This is a genomic window from Neisseria polysaccharea, from assembly GCF_963392925.1.
GTDB classification, from domain to species: domain Bacteria; phylum Pseudomonadota; class Gammaproteobacteria; order Burkholderiales; family Neisseriaceae; genus Neisseria; species Neisseria polysaccharea.
On the sequence record NZ_CAUJNZ010000004.1, the window covers coordinates 97,074 to 114,691 of the forward strand.

General features: G+C 53.6%; 17 protein-coding genes and 1 tRNA gene. 5 read left to right on the forward strand and 13 right to left on the reverse strand.

What is annotated here, in order from left to right; genetic code table 11:
- Nucleotides 1–79: 79 nt before the first annotated feature.
- Nucleotides 80–1,084 carry a type I glyceraldehyde-3-phosphate dehydrogenase gene (gene gap, locus RDY34_RS03800; RefSeq protein WP_002236266.1) on the reverse strand — a complete coding sequence of 335 codons (1,005 nt, stop codon included), beginning with the start codon at nucleotides 1,082–1,084 and terminating at the stop codon, nucleotides 80–82.
- A gap of 443 nt (nucleotides 1,085–1,527) precedes the next feature.
- On the opposite strand from gap, the gene mutS reads away from it, so the two are divergent.
- A complete protein-coding gene (mutS, locus tag RDY34_RS03805) occupies nucleotides 1,528–4,122 on the forward strand; it encodes a DNA mismatch repair protein MutS (protein WP_304670719.1) in 2,595 nt (864 codons plus the stop codon).
- Nucleotides 4,123–4,245: 123 nt separating this feature from the next.
- On the opposite strand, the gene RDY34_RS03810 is transcribed toward mutS, so the two are convergent.
- The 5 genes from RDY34_RS03810 to arsC all read right to left on the reverse strand — a co-directional run bounded on the left by RDY34_RS03810 (nucleotide 4,246) and on the right by arsC (nucleotide 7,673).
- Complete coding sequence (locus RDY34_RS03810; protein WP_003749501.1) at nucleotides 4,246–4,737, reverse strand: GNAT family N-acetyltransferase; 492 nt, start codon at nucleotides 4,735–4,737, stop codon at nucleotides 4,246–4,248.
- A 3-nt stretch (nucleotides 4,738–4,740) separates the two neighbouring features.
- Nucleotides 4,741–5,136, reverse strand: a complete 396-nt coding sequence (locus tag RDY34_RS03815; RefSeq protein WP_304670718.1) for a hypothetical protein — start codon at nucleotides 5,134–5,136, stop codon at nucleotides 4,741–4,743.
- Between the two features lie 20 nt (nucleotides 5,137–5,156).
- On the reverse strand, nucleotides 5,157–6,551 hold the full coding sequence (gene gltX, locus RDY34_RS03820) for a glutamate--tRNA ligase (protein ID WP_308073373.1): 1,395 nt from the start codon (nucleotides 6,549–6,551) through the stop codon (nucleotides 5,157–5,159).
- Between the two features lie 115 nt (nucleotides 6,552–6,666).
- Nucleotides 6,667–7,323, reverse strand: coding sequence for a YdcF family protein (locus RDY34_RS03825; protein ID WP_002237424.1), 657 nt, complete (start codon nucleotides 7,321–7,323; stop codon nucleotides 6,667–6,669).
- The gene (gene arsC, locus RDY34_RS03830; protein WP_002224210.1) at nucleotides 7,320–7,673 is read right to left on the reverse strand and encodes an arsenate reductase (glutaredoxin); all 354 of its coding nucleotides are present in this window, start codon (nucleotides 7,671–7,673) and stop codon (nucleotides 7,320–7,322) included. The genes RDY34_RS03825 and arsC overlap by 4 nt, the downstream gene beginning before the upstream one ends.
- Before the next feature lie 123 nt (nucleotides 7,674–7,796).
- Between arsC and RDY34_RS03835 the strand changes: the two genes are divergently transcribed.
- The 4 genes from RDY34_RS03835 to RDY34_RS03850 all read left to right on the forward strand — a co-directional run bounded on the left by RDY34_RS03835 (nucleotide 7,797) and on the right by RDY34_RS03850 (nucleotide 10,374).
- On the forward strand, nucleotides 7,797–8,279 hold the full coding sequence (locus RDY34_RS03835; protein ID WP_002223238.1) for a TlpA disulfide reductase family protein: 483 nt from the start codon (nucleotides 7,797–7,799) through the stop codon (nucleotides 8,277–8,279).
- A gap of 194 nt (nucleotides 8,280–8,473) precedes the next feature.
- A complete protein-coding gene (ftsE, locus tag RDY34_RS03840; RefSeq protein WP_003677090.1) occupies nucleotides 8,474–9,124 on the forward strand; it encodes a cell division ATP-binding protein FtsE in 651 nt (216 codons plus the stop codon).
- Nucleotides 9,121–10,038 (forward strand): permease-like cell division protein FtsX, encoded by a 918-nt coding sequence (gene ftsX / locus RDY34_RS03845; RefSeq protein ID WP_003749513.1) that lies wholly within the window; start codon nucleotides 9,121–9,123, stop codon nucleotides 10,036–10,038. Before ftsE ends, ftsX begins: the two co-directional genes overlap by 4 nt.
- 87 nt (nucleotides 10,039–10,125) lie before the next feature.
- Nucleotides 10,126–10,374: a BolA family protein gene (locus tag RDY34_RS03850; protein ID WP_002218280.1), complete on the forward strand. Its 249-nt coding sequence runs from the start codon at nucleotides 10,126–10,128 to the stop codon at nucleotides 10,372–10,374.
- 66 nt (nucleotides 10,375–10,440) lie between these two features.
- Here RDY34_RS03850 and RDY34_RS03855 read toward each other — a convergent pair whose 3' ends face one another.
- From RDY34_RS03855 to gnd, 7 genes are all read right to left on the reverse strand, one after another.
- Nucleotides 10,441–11,619 carry a phosphoglycerate kinase gene (locus RDY34_RS03855; protein WP_003749516.1) on the reverse strand — a complete coding sequence of 393 codons (1,179 nt, stop codon included), beginning with the start codon at nucleotides 11,617–11,619 and terminating at the stop codon, nucleotides 10,441–10,443.
- Nucleotides 11,620–11,699: 80 nt separating this feature from the next.
- Nucleotides 11,700–12,953 (reverse strand): UDP-N-acetylglucosamine 1-carboxyvinyltransferase, encoded by a 1,254-nt coding sequence (gene murA, locus RDY34_RS03860; RefSeq protein ID WP_025456568.1) that lies wholly within the window; start codon nucleotides 12,951–12,953, stop codon nucleotides 11,700–11,702.
- Nucleotides 12,954–13,149: 196 nt separating this feature from the next.
- Nucleotides 13,150–13,225, reverse strand: a tRNA-Lys gene (locus tag RDY34_RS03865).
- A gap of 68 nt (nucleotides 13,226–13,293) precedes the next feature.
- Nucleotides 13,294–14,268 carry a TerC family protein gene (locus tag RDY34_RS03870; RefSeq protein WP_003753609.1) on the reverse strand — a complete coding sequence of 325 codons (975 nt, stop codon included), beginning with the start codon at nucleotides 14,266–14,268 and terminating at the stop codon, nucleotides 13,294–13,296.
- A 32-nt stretch (nucleotides 14,269–14,300) separates the two neighbouring features.
- Entirely contained in the window at nucleotides 14,301–14,750 is a 450-nt protein-coding gene (locus RDY34_RS03875; protein ID WP_003753611.1) for a CopD family copper resistance protein, read from the reverse strand.
- A 40-nt stretch (nucleotides 14,751–14,790) separates the two neighbouring features.
- Nucleotides 14,791–16,062 (reverse strand): lipid IV(A) 3-deoxy-D-manno-octulosonic acid transferase, encoded by a 1,272-nt coding sequence (gene waaA, locus RDY34_RS03880; RefSeq protein ID WP_115437564.1) that lies wholly within the window; start codon nucleotides 16,060–16,062, stop codon nucleotides 14,791–14,793.
- A 62-nt stretch (nucleotides 16,063–16,124) separates the two neighbouring features.
- Nucleotides 16,125–17,573, reverse strand: coding sequence for a decarboxylating NADP(+)-dependent phosphogluconate dehydrogenase (gnd, locus tag RDY34_RS03885; protein ID WP_003753617.1), 1,449 nt, complete (start codon nucleotides 17,571–17,573; stop codon nucleotides 16,125–16,127).
- Between the last annotated feature and the right edge of the window lie 45 nt (nucleotides 17,574–17,618).

Genomic DNA, 17,618 nt, shown 5'->3' on the forward strand with positions numbered 1-17,618 from the left:
TGCGCTCCATCAGGGGCGCATATTTTTAATTCTTTTCTCTTAACTTATCTACAGACTGGTTTACCCAATCCGAAATCCTTTAGATTTTGCCTGCGAAGTATTCCAAAGTGCGGACGAGTTGGCAGGTGTAGGACATTTCGTTGTCGTACCAGGCAACGGTTTTCACCAGTTGTTTGCCGCCTACGGTCATCACGCGGGTTTGGGTTGCGTCAAAGAGCGAGCCGTATTCGATGCCGACAACGTCGGAAGAAACAATTTGATCTTCGTTGTAGCCGTAAGATTCGCTGGCGGCGGCTTTCATCGCGGCGTTGATTTCTTCTTTGGTTACAGGTCGTTCGAGGACGGAAACCAATTCGGTCAGTGAGCCGGTGGCAACAGGGACGCGTTGGGCGGAGCCGTCGAGTTTGCCGTTCAATTCGGGGATAACCAGACCGATGGCTTTGGCGGCACCGGTGCTGTTGGGCACGATATTGAGCGCGGCGGCGCGGGCGCGGCGCAAATCGCCTTTGCGGTGCGGCGCGTCAAGGGTGTTTTGGTCGCCGGTGTAGGCGTGGATGGTGGTCATCAGACCTTCGACTACGCCGAACTCTTTTTGCAGGACTGCCGCCATCGGGGCAAGGCAGTTGGTGGTGCAGGAAGCGGCGGAAATGACGGTTTCGCTGCCGTCCAAAATGTCTTGGTTTACGCCATATACGACGGTTTTCACATCATTGCCGCCAGGTGCGGAAATCACGACTTTGCGCGCGCCGGCACGGATGTGGGCTTCGGCTTTGGTTTTATTGGTAAAGAAGCCGGTACATTCGAGGACGACATCCACACCCAACTCGCCCCAAGGCAATTCTTCGGGATTCGGATTGGCGAAAACTTTGATTTCTTTACCATTTACTACGATGGCATCGTCTTTTAATTCGGCAGTACCTTGGAAACGGCCTTGTGTGCTGTCGTATTTGAAAAGGTGCAGCAGCATTTCGGCAGGGGTCAGGTCGTTAACGGCGACAACTTCGATGCCGTGGGCTTTTTCAATTTGACGCAATGCGAGGCGGCCGATGCGGCCGAAACCGTTAATCGCTACTTTAATGCTCATGTATATACTCCAAGCTGTGAAACGAAATTTCAATACCTGTATTGTATTCTGAAATAAAGTTACATTCCACTATTACATCTAACTACTTGATGCTTATTTGATATAGATGAATTTTACTGTTTGCACAGATTTCCAAAACGTTTACCATCAATATTTGAATTTAAAATTTTAATGATGATTTTGATGATTGCGGATCTGCTTGTGTATAAGTAGCAAATATCCAATATTTTCATTACCTTTTCGTCAAATAAGTTTGAGTTTAAGGCTTGCCGTATAGGACAGATAAACGTGGATGTTTTTTGACTTAATAATATCCCTGTGGATAACTTTGCTGTTTTCCTACTTGTCTCCACAACCTTATTGACAGGCTTACGGTCAGTCTCATTCCGTCGAAGACAAAACCTTTTGCTACAATACCGTTTTCCTAATGATAAGGCAGCCCCATGTCCAAATCCGCCGTTTCCCCAATGATGCAGCAATACCTCGGCATCAAAGCGCAACATACCGACAAACTGGTGTTTTACCGCATGGGTGATTTTTACGAGATGTTTTTCGACGATGCGGTAGAAGCGGCAAAACTTTTGGATATTACCCTGACCACGCGCGGACAGGTGGATGGCGAGCCGGTCAAAATGGCAGGCGTGCCGTTTCACGCCGCCGAACAATATCTGGCGCGCCTGGTCAAGTTGGGCAAAAGCGTGGCGATTTGCGAACAGGTCGGCGAAGTCGGCGCAGGCAAAGGGCCGGTGGAGCGCAAAGTCGTGCGCATCGTAACGCCCGGCACGCTAACCGATTCCGCATTGCTGGAAGACAAGGAAACCAACCGCATCGTTGCCGTGTCCCCCGACAAAAAATACATCGGTTTGGCGTGGGCATCGCTGCAAAGCGGCGAATTCAAAACCAAGCTGACAACTGTGGATAAATTGGACGACGAACTGGCGCGCCTGCAGGCGGCGGAAATTCTGTTGCCGGACAGTAAAAACGCGCTGCAACTTCAGACGGCATCGGGTGTTACGCGCCTGAACGCGTGGCAGTTTGCCGCCGACGCGGGGGAAAAACTGCTGACGGAATATTTCGGCTGCCAAGATTTGCGCGGCTTCGGGTTGGACGGCAAAGAACACGCCGTTGCGATTGGCGCGGCAGGTGCGCTGTTGAACTATATCCGCCTGACGCAAAACCTGATGCCGCAACACTTGGACGGCCTGTCGCTCGAAACCGACAGCCAATATATCGGCATGGACGCCGCCACGCGCCGCAATCTCGAAATCACGCAAACCCTCTCCGGCAAAAAATCGCCGACCCTGATGTCCACGCTCGACCTTTGCGCCACCCACATGGGCAGCCGCCTCTTGGCTCTCTGGCTGCACCACCCTTTACGCAACCGCGCCCACATCCGAGCGCGCCAAGAAGCCGTTGCCGCGCTGGAAAGCCAATACGAACCCCTCCAATGCCGTCTGAAAAACATTGCGGACATTGAACGCATTGCTGCCCGCATCGCCGTCGGCAACGCCCGCCCACGCGATCTCGCCGCCCTGCGCGACAGCCTGTTTGCCTTGTCAGAAATCGACTTGTCCGCAAACGGCAGCAGCCTGTTGGAAACCCTCAAAGCCGTTTTCCCCGAAACCCTGCCAGTTGCCGAAACCCTCAAAGCCGCCGTGATGCCCGAACCTGCCGTCTGGCTGAAAGACGGCAATGTCATCAACCACGGTTTTCATCCCGAACTGGACGAATTGCGCCGCATTCAAAACCATGGCGACGAATTTTTGCTGGATTTGGAAGCCAAGGAACGCGAACGTACCGGTTTGTCCACACTCAAAGTCGAGTTCAACCGCGTTCACGGCTTTTACATTGAATTATCCAAAACCCAAGCCGAACAAGCACCTGCCGACTACCAACGCCGGCAAACTCTCAAAAACGCCGAACGCTTCATCACGCCGGAACTGAAAGCCTTTGAAGACAAAGTGCTGACTGCTCAAGAGCAAGCCCTCGCCTTAGAAAAACAACTCTTTGACGGCGTATTGAAAAACCTTCAGACGGCATTGCCGCAGCTTCAAAAAGCCGCCAAAGCCGCCGCCGCGCTGGACGTGTTGTCCACATTTTCAGCCTTGGAAAAAGAGCGGAACTTCGTCCGCCCCAAGTTTGCCGACTATCCGGTTATCCACATCGAAAACGGCCGCCATCCCGTTGTCGAACAGCAGGTACGCCACTTTACCGCCAACCACACCGACCTTGACCACAAACACCGCCTCATGCTGCTCACCGGCCCCAATATGGGCGGCAAATCCACCTACATGCGCCAAGTCGCGCTGATTGTTTTATTGGCACACACCGGCTGTTTTGTGCCTGCCGATGCCGCCACAATCGGGCCCATCGATCAAATCTTCACCCGCATCGGCGCATCGGACGACCTCGCCTCCAACCGCTCCACCTTCATGGTCGAAATGAGCGAAACCGCCTACATCCTGCATCACGCCACCGAACAAAGCCTTGTTTTAATGGACGAAGTCGGACGTGGTACTTCCACTTTCGACGGTCTAGCCCTCGCGCACGCCGTTGCCGAACACCTGCTGCAAAAAAACAAATCCTTCAGCCTGTTTGCTACCCACTATTTCGAGCTGACCTACCTGCCCGAAGCCCACACCGCCGCCGTCAATATGCACCTTTCCGCGCTCGAACAGGGACAGGACATCGTGTTCCTGCACCAAATCCAACCCGGTCCCGCCGGCAAAAGCTACGGCATCGCCGTCGCCAAACTCGCCGGTTTGCCTGTACGCGCATTGAAATCCGCCCAAAAGCATTTGAACAGACTGGAAAACCAAGCCGCCTCAAACCGACCCCAACTGGATATTTTCAGTACCATGCCGTCTGAAAAAGGAGATGAACCGAATGTGGACAGCTTTGTGGACAAAGCAGAGGAAAAACATTTTGAAGGTATATTGGCAGCAGCCCTGGAGAAACTCGATCCCGACAGCCTGACCCCGCGCGAAGCATTGTCAGAACTGTACCGTCTGAAAGATTTGTGCAAATCCGTATCTTAATTTCCGTTGTCGGAACAGCATCAAACCATATGGAAAAATCTGTGGATAAACATTATCTGACAGGAAATTTCCAAACATAAAAAATGCCGTCCGAACAGCTCAGACGGCATTTATCCATTCGGCTTAAACCTTATCCATATCCAAACGCATAACCGTAACCCATTCACCGTTATGGAAATGTCGCCCGACAACCGCCCAGCCGAATGATTCATAAAATATTTGCACATCAGGCGTATAAAGATACAAGAACTTTATCCCCAGCGAACGCGCTGCGCCTATGCAGTGGGCGACCAGCCTCCTGCCAATGCCTTTTCCGCGATATTCAGGTAAAACAAAGACATCACCCAACCAATATTCATACTGTGGAAAACTTTCCATATCATGCCGCTTGACCGTAGCCGAACCCAACAGGATTCCGGAATCATCCACAGCCGCAAATGCCAGCGGCAGTTCGTCATCCTTCAAACACCTGCCGTAATAGGCATGAATCTTATCCACAGAAGACCACGGTTCAAATCCGTGCCACTCCTCAAACAACGCCTGAACCAACCTGCCGATATGCACGGCTTTCAGCCGTGTAATGAAAACAGTATTGTCCATAAAGAGGGAATTCATCGGTCAATTCCCCGACGCTTTCGTTCCCCCTGCGCCGTAAACCGCATTCCAAGCATGGTCCAAACGCACTCCGATTTGCCTCAGCTCTTCAGCCTGCCGGGCTTTTTGCGCCATTGCTGCAGGAATTTCCGCTTCCAAACGGGCGATGTCTGCCTGAGCCGCCTGCAACCGTCTGCGCGCATCTTCCAAATCCGACTGCATCCCGATAATTTTTCCGTCAAGCTTGTTTTGTTTTTGCAATAAGGCGCGGTAACCGGATTGGATACTGAGCAAATTGTCTTCAGCATCCCCTGCCCATACGCTTGTAGAAAAAACAACCATCAGAAAATACAATATTTTTTTCATTTTCAACTTCCGTTTGAATGCCGTCTGAAGCCGTATTCCGACATCAGACGGCATCGCCTACGCCTGTGGATAACTTAAGCGCGGATGCGTTTCAACACTTCCTCTTTGCCGATTAATGCCAACACGGCATCGACGCTCGGGGTTTTCGCCGTACCGCAGACGGCGAGGCGCAGGGGCATACCGAGTTTGCCCATTTTGATGCCTTCTTCGTCGCAGAAAGGTTTGAAGAGGTCGTGGATGGTTTCGGCATTCCAGTCTTCCAAACTTTCGAGGCATTCGGCAAAGCGCAGCATACGGGCGGCGGCTTTGCCGTCCCAATGTTTCTGCACGTCCGCTTCAGCCGGCGTTTGTTTGACGTAGAAGTAGAGGCACTCGTCAGCAAGCGTGTTCAGATCTTGGGCGCGGTCTTTGACCAATGCCAACACGTCTTCCAAAGCAGGTTTGCCTGTTTCGTGAAGTCCGCGCAGCGCGAGGCGCGGCTTGACGAGTTCGGCGAGCTTGTCGTTGGGTGTGATTTTGATGTGTTCGCCGTTGATCCAATAGAGTTTTTTCAAATCCATACGGCTTGGGGACGGGGAAACGTCTTTCAAATCAAACCATTCGATAAATTGTTTCATCGTGAAGAACTCATCGTCGCCGTGCGCCCAGCCCAAACGCGCCAAATAGTTGAGCATCGCTTCGGGCAGGATGCCCATCGCGCCGAAATCGGTAATGGCAACGGTATCGCCGCTGCGTTTGGAGATTTTTTTGCCTTGTTCGTTGAGAATCATCGGCAGGTGCCCGTATTCAGGCAGGGTAGCGCCGATGGCTTTTAATATGTTGATTTGTTTCGGGGTGTTGTTCACATGGTCGTCACCACGGATAACGTGGGTAACGCCCATGTCGTAGTCGTCCACCACGACGCAGAAGTTGTAGGTCGGCGTGCCGTCGGCTCGGGCGATAATCAGGTCGTCGAGCGCATCGTTGGGGATGGAGATTTCGCCTTTGACCAAGTCCGCCCACCGGGTTACACCGTCCAAAGGCGTTTTGAAGCGGACGACGGGTTGCACGCCGCCGGGAATTTCGGGCAGGGTTTTGCCCGCTTCCGGCCGCCAGCGGCGGTCGTAAGTCGCCGTGCCTTCTTTTTCGGCTTTCTCGCGCATCGCTTCCAATTCTTCTTTGCTGCAATAGCAGTAGTAGGCATCGCCTTTTGCCAAGAGTTCGGCAATGACTTCTTTATAGCGGTAGAAACGGCGGGTTTGGTACACCACGTTGTCGGCGTTGTCGTAATCCAGTCCGACCCATTTCATGCCGTCGAGGATGATGTTGACGGATTCGGCGGTGGAACGCGCCAAGTCGGTGTCTTCGATACGCAATAAGAATTCGCCTTTATGATGGCGGGCAAACGCCCAAGAAAACAAGGCGGTGCGTACGCCGCCGATGTGCAGGTAGCCGGTAGGGCTGGGGGCGAAACGGGTTTTGACGGTCATAATGGCTCCGAAATCTTTGAAAGCGTTTATTTTACTGGTTTTACCGTGCTTGGGCATCAAAAATGCCGTCCGAACCCTGCCTGCGGATAAGTTTCAGACGGCATTTTCTACCGCTTCAATCAGACAGCCATCCTAAAAAGCGGCTGCCCCATTTTTCTAAACGGTAGAGAGATAACGCATACCCCTCTTGCAGCATAAAGATTTTTTTCTTATTTCCCGCATCAAACCGCGTGGTCGGCGTGGCAGACATATAAACGCGGACACCCAAATCCTCCGCCATTTCCGCCGCCCGCGCCAAATGATAGGGATCGCTGACAATCACCACGCTGGCAATACCGTTGGCACGCAAAACCGGACGGATGTTGTTCAGGTTCTCATAAGTGTTGCGCGAAGTGTTTTCAAACAGGATGTTGCGCGCTGGAACTCCCTGTTTGAGCGCGTACCGCCGCCCGACCTCGGCTTCGGTCATATAGCCTTTTTTGGTCCGGCCTCCCGTAAACACGATTTTGCCTACCCTGCGGCTTTGGTAAAGCGCGATGGCATGGTTGATGCGCTCCCGAAAAACCGGGGAAGGGCGTTTGTCCCACGCGGCGGCACCCAACACCAGCGCGGCATCCGCCCGGACATACGGCGGCAAAACCTGCCCGCCCGTCCGATAAACCGCCCAAACGGATGAGGCAAACACCAGCAAAAGCGGAAAAACACTCAAACAGAAACCGCCCAACAGGTAATAGCGCAAGCCGTTGCGGCTGCAAAACAGCCGTTTGTTCACAATACCGCTTCGATATTTTCCAACGGTCTGCCGACAGCCGCCTTACCGTTCGCCAAAACAATCGGACGCTCCAACAGGGCGGGATGATCGGCGATGGCACGCAGCAGCGCGTCATTGTCCAAATTAGGGTTGTCCAAACCCAATTCCTTATACAAATCATCTTTCACGCGCATCATCCCGCGCGCCGATGCCAAGCCCAATTTGTTGAAAATATCCTTCAATTCGGACAAGTCGGGCGGCGTATCCAAATATTTGACCACTTCGGCAGCAATGCCGCGTTCTTCCAATAAGGACAAGGCGGCACGCGATTTGCTGCAACGCGGATTGTGGAAAATTTTGATTTCAGACATGACATTTCCTTACTTCTCGACAATCCCCTTATTATCGGCTTACACAGGGTTTTACTCAATATCCCGCCTACAACCGTACCAAACGGTTTACAATACCCGAATCGACATACAAAGGACAAAACGATGAAATACTTGAATCTTGCCGCAATCACCCTTGCCGCCACATTTGCCGCACATACCGCCTCGGCAGACGAACTGGCCGGATGGAAAGACAACACCCCGCAAAGCCTGCAATCACTCAAAGCCCCCGTACGCATCGTCAACCTTTGGGCAACCTGGTGCGGTCCGTGCCGAAAAGAGATGCCTGCCATGTCCAAATGGTACAAAGCGCAGAAAAAAGGCAGCGTCGATATGGTCGGCATCGCGCTCGACACATCCGACAATATCGGCAACTTCCTCAAACAAACTCCTGTTTCCTACCCGATTTGGCGTTACACCGGGGCGAACAGCCGAAACTTTATGAAAACCTACGGAAACACTGTCGGCGTACTGCCCTTTACCGTCGTCGAAGCACCGAAATGCGGATACAGGCAGACCATTACAGGGGAGGCAAACGAAAAAAGCCTGACCGACGCCGTCAAACTCGCCCATTCAAAATGCCGTTAAACGCCGGATGCCGTCTGAATCCGCTTCAGACGGCATTTTTCCCGCCCGACCTTCATATCCGCCAAACTTATCCACTATCTAAAAACAGGCGGAATCTTTATAATCGGCACTGTCTTACCTATTGTTCAGACGGCATATCCCTGCGGACGCAACCGCCCGAAACGATATGCCGCCCATTCCTTACAGGACCTCCTATGATCCGTTTCGAACAAGTTTCCAAAACCTATCCCGGCGGTTTTGAAGCCCTGAAAAACGTCAGCTTCCAAATCAACAAAGGCGAAATGATATTTATCGCGGGACACTCCGGTTCGGGCAAATCCACCGTCCTCAAGCTGATTTCGGGCATTACCAAACCAAGCAGGGGCAAAGTCCACTTCAACAACCAAGACCTCGGCACACTGACCGACAACCAAATCGGCTTTATGCGCCAACATATCGGCATCGTGTTCCAAGACCACAAAATCCTCTACGACCGCAACGTCCTGCAAAACGTCATCCTCCCACTGCGGATTATCGGTTATCAGCCGCGCAAAGCCGAAGAACGCGCCCGCATCGCTATTGAAAAAGTCGGCTTGAAAGGGCGAGAATTGGACGATCCCGTAACCCTCTCGGGCGGTGAACAACAACGCCTGTGCATTGCCCGAGCCGTCGTTCATCAGCCTAGCCTGCTGATTGCCGACGAACCCTCCGCCAACCTCGACCGCGCCTACGCGCTCGACATCATGGAATTGTTCAAAACCTTCCACGAAGCAGGAACTACCGTCATCGTTGCCGCCCATGACGAAACCCTCATGGCGGACTACGGACACCGCATCCTGCGCCTCTCGAAAGGACGTCTCGCATGAGCATCATTCACTACGTCTCGCTGCACGTCGAATCCGCACGCACCGCACTCAAACAACTCATGCGCCAACCTGTCGGCACGATACTGACCCTCCTGATGCTCGCCGTCGCCATGACGCTGCCGCTGTTTATGTATTTGGGCATCCAAAGCGGACAAAGCGTTTTAGGCAAACTCAACGAGTCGCCGCAAATCACCGTCTATATGGAAACCGCCGCCGCACAAAGCGACAGCGATACCGTCCGCAGCCTGCTGACGCGCGACAAACGGCTCGACAACATCCGCTTCATCAGCAAAGAAGACGGCTTGGAAGAATTACAGTCCAATCTCGACCAAAATCTGATTTCCATGCTTGACGGCAACCCCCTGCCGGATGTCTTTATCGTTACCCCCGACCCGGCAACCACTCCCGATCAAATGCAGGCAATCTACCGAGACATTACCAAACTGCCTATGGTCGAATCCGCCAACATGGATACGGAATGGGTACAGACTCTGTACCAAATCAACGAATTCATCCGTAAAATTTTATGGTTTCTTTCACTGACGCTGGGGATGGCGTTCGTCCTTGTCGCACACAACACCATCCGCCTACAAATCCTCAGCCGCAAAGAAGAAATCGAAATTACCAAGCTGCTCGGCGCGCCCGCATCGTTTATCCGCCGCCCATTCCTTTATCAAGCCATGTGGCAGAGCATTCTTTCTGCCGCCGTCAGCCTGGGGCTTTGCGGCTGGCTGCTCTCCGCCGTGCGCCCCTTGGTCGATGCCATCTTCAAACCCTACGGGCTTAATATCGGCTGGCGTTTCTTCTACCTGGGAGAAATCGTGCTGGTGTTCGGCTTCGTCGTCGCACTGGGGATATTAGGGGCATGGCTTGCCACCACCCAACACCTGCTCGGTTTTAAAGCCAGAAAATAATCCCGATAAAATGCCGTCTGAAGCCGTTTTCAGACGGCATTTCAATTTGCCAGTATAATGGCGCATTTTTCCAATAAGGAACCCACCATGCTGACCCCGGAACAAGTAAAAGCCATGATTGAAGGCGTGGCAAAATGCGAACATATCGAAGTAGAAGGCGACGGACACCATTTTTTCGCCGTTATCGTTTCATCAGAATTTGAAGGCAAAGCACGCCTCGCGCGCCACCGCCTGATTAAAGACGGGCTCAAAGCCCAACTGGAAAGCAACGAACTGCACGCACTTTCCATTTCGGTTGCCGCCACACCGGCAGAATGGAATGCCAAAGCACAATAACCGCCACACAAAAATGCCGTCTGAAACAGCACAACGTTTCAGACGGCATTTTGTATATCAAACCGCTTACGCGCCGCGTTTTTCCAAAGCGGCTACGGCTGGCAGCTCTTTGCCTTCCAAGAACTCCAAGAACGCGCCGCCGCCGGTGGAGATGTAGCCGATTTGGTCGGTAACGCCGAATTTGGCAATCGCCGCCAGCGTGTCGCCGCCGCCAGCAATCGAGAACGCTTTGCTTTGGGCAATGGCTTCGGCAAGGGCTTTCGTGCCGCCTGCGAATTGGTCAAACTCGAACACGCCGACCGGACCGTTCCATACCACCGTACCGGCAGCTTTGAGCAAATCGGCAAGCGCGGCGGCGGATTTCGGGCCGATGTCCAAAATCATCTCGTCTTTGGCAACGTCGACAATGTCTTTTACCACCGCTTCAGCATCGGCGGCAAAGGCTTTAGCAACGACAACATCGGTCGGCAGCGGAACAGAGCCGCCTTTAGCCGCCATTTTCGCCATGATTTTTTTGGATTCTTCCACCAAATCATGTTCCGCCAAAGATTTGCCGATGGCTTTGCCTTCCGCCAACAGGAAGGTGTTGGCGATGCCGCCGCCGACGATGAGTTGGTCAACTTTATCTGCCAGCGATTCAAGGATGGTCAGTTTGGTGGACACTTTGCTGCCGGCAACAATCGCCACCATCGGGCGCGCAGGCTCTTTCAGGGCTTTGCCCAAAGCGTCGAGCTCGCCCGCCATCAATACGCCGGCGCAGGCAACGGGCGCGGCTTGGGCAACGGCTTCGGTCGAGGCTTGGGCGCGGTGGGCGGTGCCGAACGCGTCGTTGACGAACACGTCGCACAAAGAAGCGTAGGCTTTACCCAGTTCCAAATCGTTTTTCTTCTCGCCTTTGTTGATACGCACGTTTTGCAGCATGACGACATCGCCCGCGTTCAGGGCGGGTTTGTTTTCGCGCCACTCGTTCAATACTTTCACGTCTTTGCCCAACAGGCTGCCCAAGTGCGCGGCAACGGGGGCGACATCGTCTTCGGGGTGGAACTCGCCTTCGGTCGGGCGGCCCAAGTGGGTCATCACGATAACGGACGCGCCGTTGTCCAGGCAGTATTTGACGGACGCGAGCGAGGCGCGGATACGGGTGTCGTCGCTGATTTTGCCGTCTTTGAACGGCACGTTCATATCGGCGCGGATGAGGACGGTTTTGCCCTGCACGTTTTGTTCGGTCAGTTTTAAAAATGCCATAATCAGTCCTTTTCAATCAGTGTTTGCGATACAGAAACAATTGATGCCGTCTGAAGCCTTCAGACGGCATCGCAACCCGATCAGCCGGATACGCGCTCGATGTTCGCGCCGACGCTGCCGAGTTTTTTTTCAATATTTTCATAACCGCGATCCAAGTGGTAAATCTGTTCGACCACGGTTTCGCCGCGTGCCGCCAAACCGGCGATAACGAGGCTTGCGGACGCGCGCAAATCCGTCGCCTTGACGACCGCGCCGGAAAGCTGTTCCACACCCTGCACAAATGCCGTATTGCCCTCGGTTGTAATGTTCGCCCCCATCCGGTTCAACTCGGGGACGTGCATAAAGCGGTTTTCAAAAATCGTTTCCACCACGCGGCAGCTTCCCTCCGCCACGGCATTCAATGCCATAAACTGCGCCTGCATATCCGTGGGGAAGCCGGGGTGGACGACCGTACGGATGTCCACCGCCTTCGGACGCTGCCGCATATCGATGGCGATCCAATCGTCGCCCGCCTCAATCACCGCACCTGCCTCAACCAGTTTGTCCAACACCACTTCCATCGTTTTCGGCGCGGCATTCCGCAAAACCACCCTGCCGCCGGTTATCGCCACCGCGCACAGGAACGTCCCTGCTTCAATCCGGTCGGGGACGACGCTGTGTTCGCAGCCGTGCAGCTCGTCCGAGCCTTCCACAACCATCGTGGACGTACCGATGCCGCTGATTTTCGCGCCCATTTTGACCAGGCATTCCGCCAAATCGACCACTTCAGGCTCAATGGCGCAGTTTTCCAAAACCGTCGTACCTTCCGCCAGCGTCGCCGCCATCAGCAGGTTTTCCGTGCCGCCGACGGTAACGACATCCATCGCCACGCGCGTACCTTTGAGTTTGCCTTTGGCTTTGACGTAACCGTGTTCGATGACGATTTCCGCCCCCATCGCTTCCAAGCCTTTCAAATGCTGATCGACGGGGCGCGAACCGATGGCGCAGCCGCCCGGCAGGCTGACTTGCGCCTCGCCGAAACGCGCCAGCGTAGGGCCGAGTACCAAAATTGAGGCGCGCATGGTTCTGACCAATTCGTAAGGGGCGCAGGTATTGTTTACCGTACCTCCGTTGATTTCAAATTCGCTGATATTGTCGGTCAGAACACGTGCGCCCATCCCTTGAAGCAGTTTTTGCGTGGTTTTGACATCAGCCAGCATGGGGACGTTTTTCAGGCGGAGCGTACCTGATGTCAGCAAGCCAGCACACATCAGCGGTAAAGCTGCATTTTTTGCACCGGAAACTGTAATTTCGCCGTTGAGCGGCCCGTTTGCGGAGATTTTCAGTTTATCCACGTTTATTCTTCCATGATAATCTCGGGAGGTATCTCCCTGAATAAGGTATATTTTCCGAATGGCAGAATTATAAAGGATTTTTACCGCCGATACGTTGTACTGAAAAGAATTTGGTGAAATACCGGCTATTTTTAGCATTACATTAAAGAAACAAATAAAAAAGCCGAGCTTTAAAGCTCGGCTTTTTTATTTTATCTGGTGGGTCGTGAGCGATTCGAACGCTCGACCAACGGATTAAAAGTCCGCTGCTCTACCGACTGAGCTAACGACCCGACAAGTTCAAAATTCTATACATCAAGCCTGATGCTGTCAACCATTTTGTCGGCGTTCAGACGGCATTTTATTTATCAAGCTGTTTTTTCGTATAAATTAACGAGGTCAGTATCGATGCACCCAACGCGCCGAAGACGACCGACAGCGAAACGGAAATCGGGATATGCACCCAATGCATTACCAGCATTTTCACACCGATAAAACTCAACACGAATGCCAAGCCGTATTTCAGGAAGATAAAGCGTTCCGCCACATCCGCCAGCAGGAAATACATCGCCCTCAAACCCAAAATAGCGAAAATATTGGAGGTCAGCACGATAAACGGATCGGTGGTAACGGCAAAGACGGCGGGAATACTGTCCACGGCAAACACGACATCGCTCAATTCAATCATGACCAGCACCAAAAACAGCGGCGTGGCGATTTTTTTGCCGTTTTCGACGGTAAAAAATTTCTCGCCGTGAAATTCCGTGCCGACCGGAACGACTTTCTTGACGGCATTCAGCAGCCTGCTGTTTGCCAAATCCCCTTCCTCATCGCCTTCGGGCTTCATCATGTGTATGCCGGTATAGAGCAGGAACGCGCCGAACAGATACAGAATCCACTCGAACTGCCGAACCAGTGCCGCGCCGACGAAAATCATGACGGTGCGCAATACCAATGCGCCCAATACGCCGTACAGCAGCACGCGGTGCTGAAACTGCGGTGCGACTTTGAAGTAGCCGAATATCATCAGGAACACGAAAATATTATCGACTGCCAACGATTTTTCCAAAATGTAGCCGGTAAAGAATTCCAATACTTTTTCTTTTGCGACTGCCGCGCCGTAGCCGGGATTGCCGGCGAGTTCGAAATACAGCCAGCCCGCGAACAGGCAGGATACGGCAACCCACAAGCCGCTCCATGCCAAGGCTTCTTTGACGCCGACTTTATGGCTACCGTTTTTCTTCAGCGAAAACATATCCAAGGCAATCATGACCAGCACTGCCGCAAAAAAAACGCCGTAAAACAACGGCGACCCGATGCCGGGATATTCTGTCATGGTTCAATCTCCTGATTTGAAATGTAGTTGTGCTACCAACTGATATAAAACATCGCTTTTGCCAAAAACACAATCAGCAGCATATGGGTAAAGACGACGGCGTGTATGTATTTCGACCAACCGACCGTCAGTGTGGAACGCACCATTTTGACGACGGCGATGGCGAAGTGCGCCAACACGCTGAACGCCAACAGGATTTTCAGCGTCAGCATCGTACCGAAGGAAGTGGCAAACGGTTCGCCCAATATAGGAAGGTAGCGGTTTGCCGCCATCACGATGCCGCTGGCGAACAGCAGTCCGACCACAAACGGCATCACCCTGACGGCGCGGTAAGACATTGCCTTTTCCACTTCGCGCCGCGCCTCGCGCGACACCCGTCCCGTATGCAGGACGGACAAAACCAGCACTTCAAAAAACACGCCGCCGACAAAGGCGATGGCGCAATACAGGTGGATGATGTGCGCGACGGCATAAATACTCATACGATGCTCCAACCGGAAAACTCGGATACGGATTGTATCACTATCGCCCCCGATGTCCGCATACCGCTTCCCGCACCGCCTCGGCGATTCTCACGCTCGCTCCGCGATGTTGTGCGATAAAGCCGTCCACGCGCGCCTGCATCTGCATTCCGCCCCCCTCGGACGATAAGGTTTTTTCAACGGCTTCACGCCACGCATCCGCCGATTCGACTTGAACCGCCGCACCCGATGCCAAGGCGTGCCGGCAGGCTTCGGAAAAATTGTAGGTCGAAAAGCCGAATATCGTCGGAACGCCGCAGGAAAGCGGTTCGATGATGTTCTGACAGCCCGAATCGACCAGACTGCCGCCGACAAAAGCGACATCAGCGCACAGGTAATACGCATACAGCTCGCCCATACTGTCGCCTATCCACACCTGCGTATCGGGTTCGACCGGCAAACCGTCGCTGCGCCGCTGAACCTTAAACCCGAAGCGTTTTGCCGTTTCAAATGCCGTCTGAAAATGCTCGGGATGGCGCGGCACGACGACCAGCAGGGCATCGCCGCGATATTGTTGCCACGCCGCCAGCAGTTTCTCCGCCTCGTCTTCGCCCCGATAAACGCGCGTGCTGCCGCACACGGCAACCGGTCGGCCTCCGATGCGTTTTTCAAACTGCCCCGCCAGCGTTTTCATCTGTTCAGACGGCATCAGGTCGTATTTGGTATTGCCGCACACCTGCACGGATGCCGCGCCCAATTTCGCCAACCGCGCCGCATCCGCCTCCGTCTGCGCCAGACAACCCGTCAGCGAAGCGGCGGCAGGACGGATCAGGCGGCGGACTTTCAGATAACCGTTCAACGATTTTTCCGACAGCCGCGCATTCGCCAAAAACAGCGGCACACCCGCGCGCCGGCATTCCCTCATCAGGTTGGGCCAGATTTCGGTTTCCATCAAAATGCCGAACATCGGGCGGTGTTCGCGCAAAAACTGCCGTACCCACGTTTTTTTGTCATACGGAAGATAGCGGCATTGCGCATCGGGAAACAGAACTTGCGCGGTTTCCCGCCCCGTCGGGGTCATCTGCGTCATCAGCAGCGGCGCATCGGGAAAACGCCGCCGCAACTCGCGTATCAAGGACTGGGCGGCACGCGTTTCTCCGACCGAAACGGCGTGTATCCAAACCGCGCCGGTAATGGGATTCGGATACGGCTTGCCGAAACGCTCGTCCCGATGCGCCCGATATGCCGGGGCACTTCCGGAGCGTTTGTCCAAATAACGCCGTATCCATATCGGCGCAAGCAGCCACAATACATCATAAAGCCATTGGAACATCTTTCTATTTCCTGCAAAACAAATGCCGTCTGAACGGTTCAGACGGCATTTCGGCAACGGAATCAAATATCGTAGGTTGTCGAAGCGGTATCTCCGCCCTTGCCCGTCCAGTTGGTATGGAAAAACTCGCCGCGCGGTTTGTCGGTGCGCTCGTAAGTGTGCGCGCCGAAGTAGTCGCGCTGTGCCTGCAAGAGGTTGGCAGGCAGACGTTCGGTCGTGTAGCCGTCCAAGAACGTAATCGCCGAAGCCATGCAGGGCATAGGGATGCCGCATTCGACCGCCTTGGCAACCACCTTGCGCCATGCCGGCAGGCAGTTTTCCAAAATATTTTTGAAATACTGATCCACACCCAAGAACACCAAATCGGGATTGTTTTCATAGGCATCGCGGATATTGCCCAAAAACGCGCTGCGGATAATACAGCCTTCACGCCACAGCAGCGCAGTGTTGCCGTAGTCCAAATCCCAGCCGTAGCTTTCGCCCGCTTCCCGAATCAGCATAAAGCCTTGGGCATACGAAATAATTTTGGAGGCGAGCAGGGCTTGGCGCAAATCGCCGACCCATTGTTTTTTGTCGCCGCCGACCGGCAACGCCTGCCGCGCAAACAGTCCGCCCATCCGGACGCGCTGTTCTTTGAACGACGAAACGCAGCGGGCGAACACCGCCTCGGAAATCAGCGTCAGCGGGATGCCCAAATCCAAGGCGTTGATGCCCGTCCATTTGCCCGTGCCTTTCTGCCCCGCCGTATCGAGGATTTTTTCGACCAGCGGTTCGCCGCCCTCGTCTTTGTACGCCAAAATTGCCGCCGTAATTTCAATCAGATAAGAATCCAGCTCGGTTTTGTTCCACTCGGCAAACACGCGGTGCATTTCGTCGTAGGACAGTCCCAAACCGTCTTTCATAAACTGGTACGCTTCGCAAATCAACTGCATATCGCCGTATTCGATACCGTTATGCACCATTTTGACAAAATGTCCCGCGCCGTCCTTGCCGACCCAGTCGCAACACGGTTCGCCCTGCGGCGTTTTGGCGGCAATCGCCTGAAAAATCGGTTTGACCGCTTCCCAAGCGCGCTTATCCCCGCCCGGCATAATGGACGGCCCGCGCCGCGCGCCTTCTTCGCCGCCGGATACGCCCGCGCCGACAAACAAAATCCCTTTTCCAGCAAGGTAATGTGTCCGCCGTGTCGTGTCGGGATAATTGGCATTGCCGCCGTCGATAAGGATGTCGCCTTCTTCCAACAACGGAAGCAGTTGTTCAATAAAGTCGTCAACCACCGAACCTGCGCGAACCATCATCATGATTTTTCTCGGTTTTGCCAGCTTATCGACCAAGTCTTGCAGGGAATTCGCGCCGACAATATCCGTTCCCTTAGCCGCGCCGTTTAAAAATTCGTCCACTTTACTGGTTGTCCGGTTGTAGGCGACAACCTTAAATCCGCAATCGTTCATATTCAAAATCAGGTTTTGACCCATAACCGCCAAACCGATTACGCCAATATCGCCTTTCATTGCAGGAAGCTCCGTTATAGATTTAATTTATCGACTGTAACTCTA

Coding starts and splice junctions, on each gene's coding strand:
- gap (WP_002236266.1), bottom strand. CDS start 1,084: ATGAGCATTAAAGTAGCGATTAACGGTTTCGGCCGCATCGGCCGCCTC.
- mutS (WP_304670719.1), top strand. CDS start 1,528: ATGTCCAAATCCGCCGTTTCCCCAATGATGCAGCAATACCTCGGCATC.
- RDY34_RS03810 (WP_003749501.1), bottom strand. CDS start 4,737: ATGAATTCCCTCTTTATGGACAATACTGTTTTCATTACACGGCTGAAA.
- RDY34_RS03815 (WP_304670718.1), bottom strand. CDS start 5,136: ATGCCGTCTGATGTCGGAATACGGCTTCAGACGGCATTCAAACGGAAG.
- gltX (WP_308073373.1), bottom strand. CDS start 6,551: ATGACCGTCAAAACCCGTTTCGCCCCCAGCCCTACCGGCTACCTGCAC.
- arsC (WP_002224210.1), bottom strand. CDS start 7,673: ATGTCTGAAATCAAAATTTTCCACAATCCGCGTTGCAGCAAATCGCGT.
- RDY34_RS03835 (WP_002223238.1), top strand. CDS start 7,797: ATGAAATACTTGAATCTTGCCGCAATCACCCTTGCCGCCACATTTGCC.
- ftsE (WP_003677090.1), top strand. CDS start 8,474: ATGATCCGTTTCGAACAAGTTTCCAAAACCTATCCCGGCGGTTTTGAA.
- ftsX (WP_003749513.1), top strand. CDS start 9,121: ATGAGCATCATTCACTACGTCTCGCTGCACGTCGAATCCGCACGCACC.
- RDY34_RS03850 (WP_002218280.1), top strand. CDS start 10,126: ATGCTGACCCCGGAACAAGTAAAAGCCATGATTGAAGGCGTGGCAAAA.
- RDY34_RS03855 (WP_003749516.1), bottom strand. CDS start 11,619: ATGGCATTTTTAAAACTGACCGAACAAAACGTGCAGGGCAAAACCGTC.
- RDY34_RS03870 (WP_003753609.1), bottom strand. CDS start 14,268: ATGACAGAATATCCCGGCATCGGGTCGCCGTTGTTTTACGGCGTTTTT.
- RDY34_RS03875 (WP_003753611.1), bottom strand. CDS start 14,750: ATGAGTATTTATGCCGTCGCGCACATCATCCACCTGTATTGCGCCATC.
- waaA (WP_115437564.1), bottom strand. CDS start 16,062: ATGTTCCAATGGCTTTATGATGTATTGTGGCTGCTTGCGCCGATATGG.
- gnd (WP_003753617.1), bottom strand. CDS start 17,573: ATGAAAGGCGATATTGGCGTAATCGGTTTGGCGGTTATGGGTCAAAAC.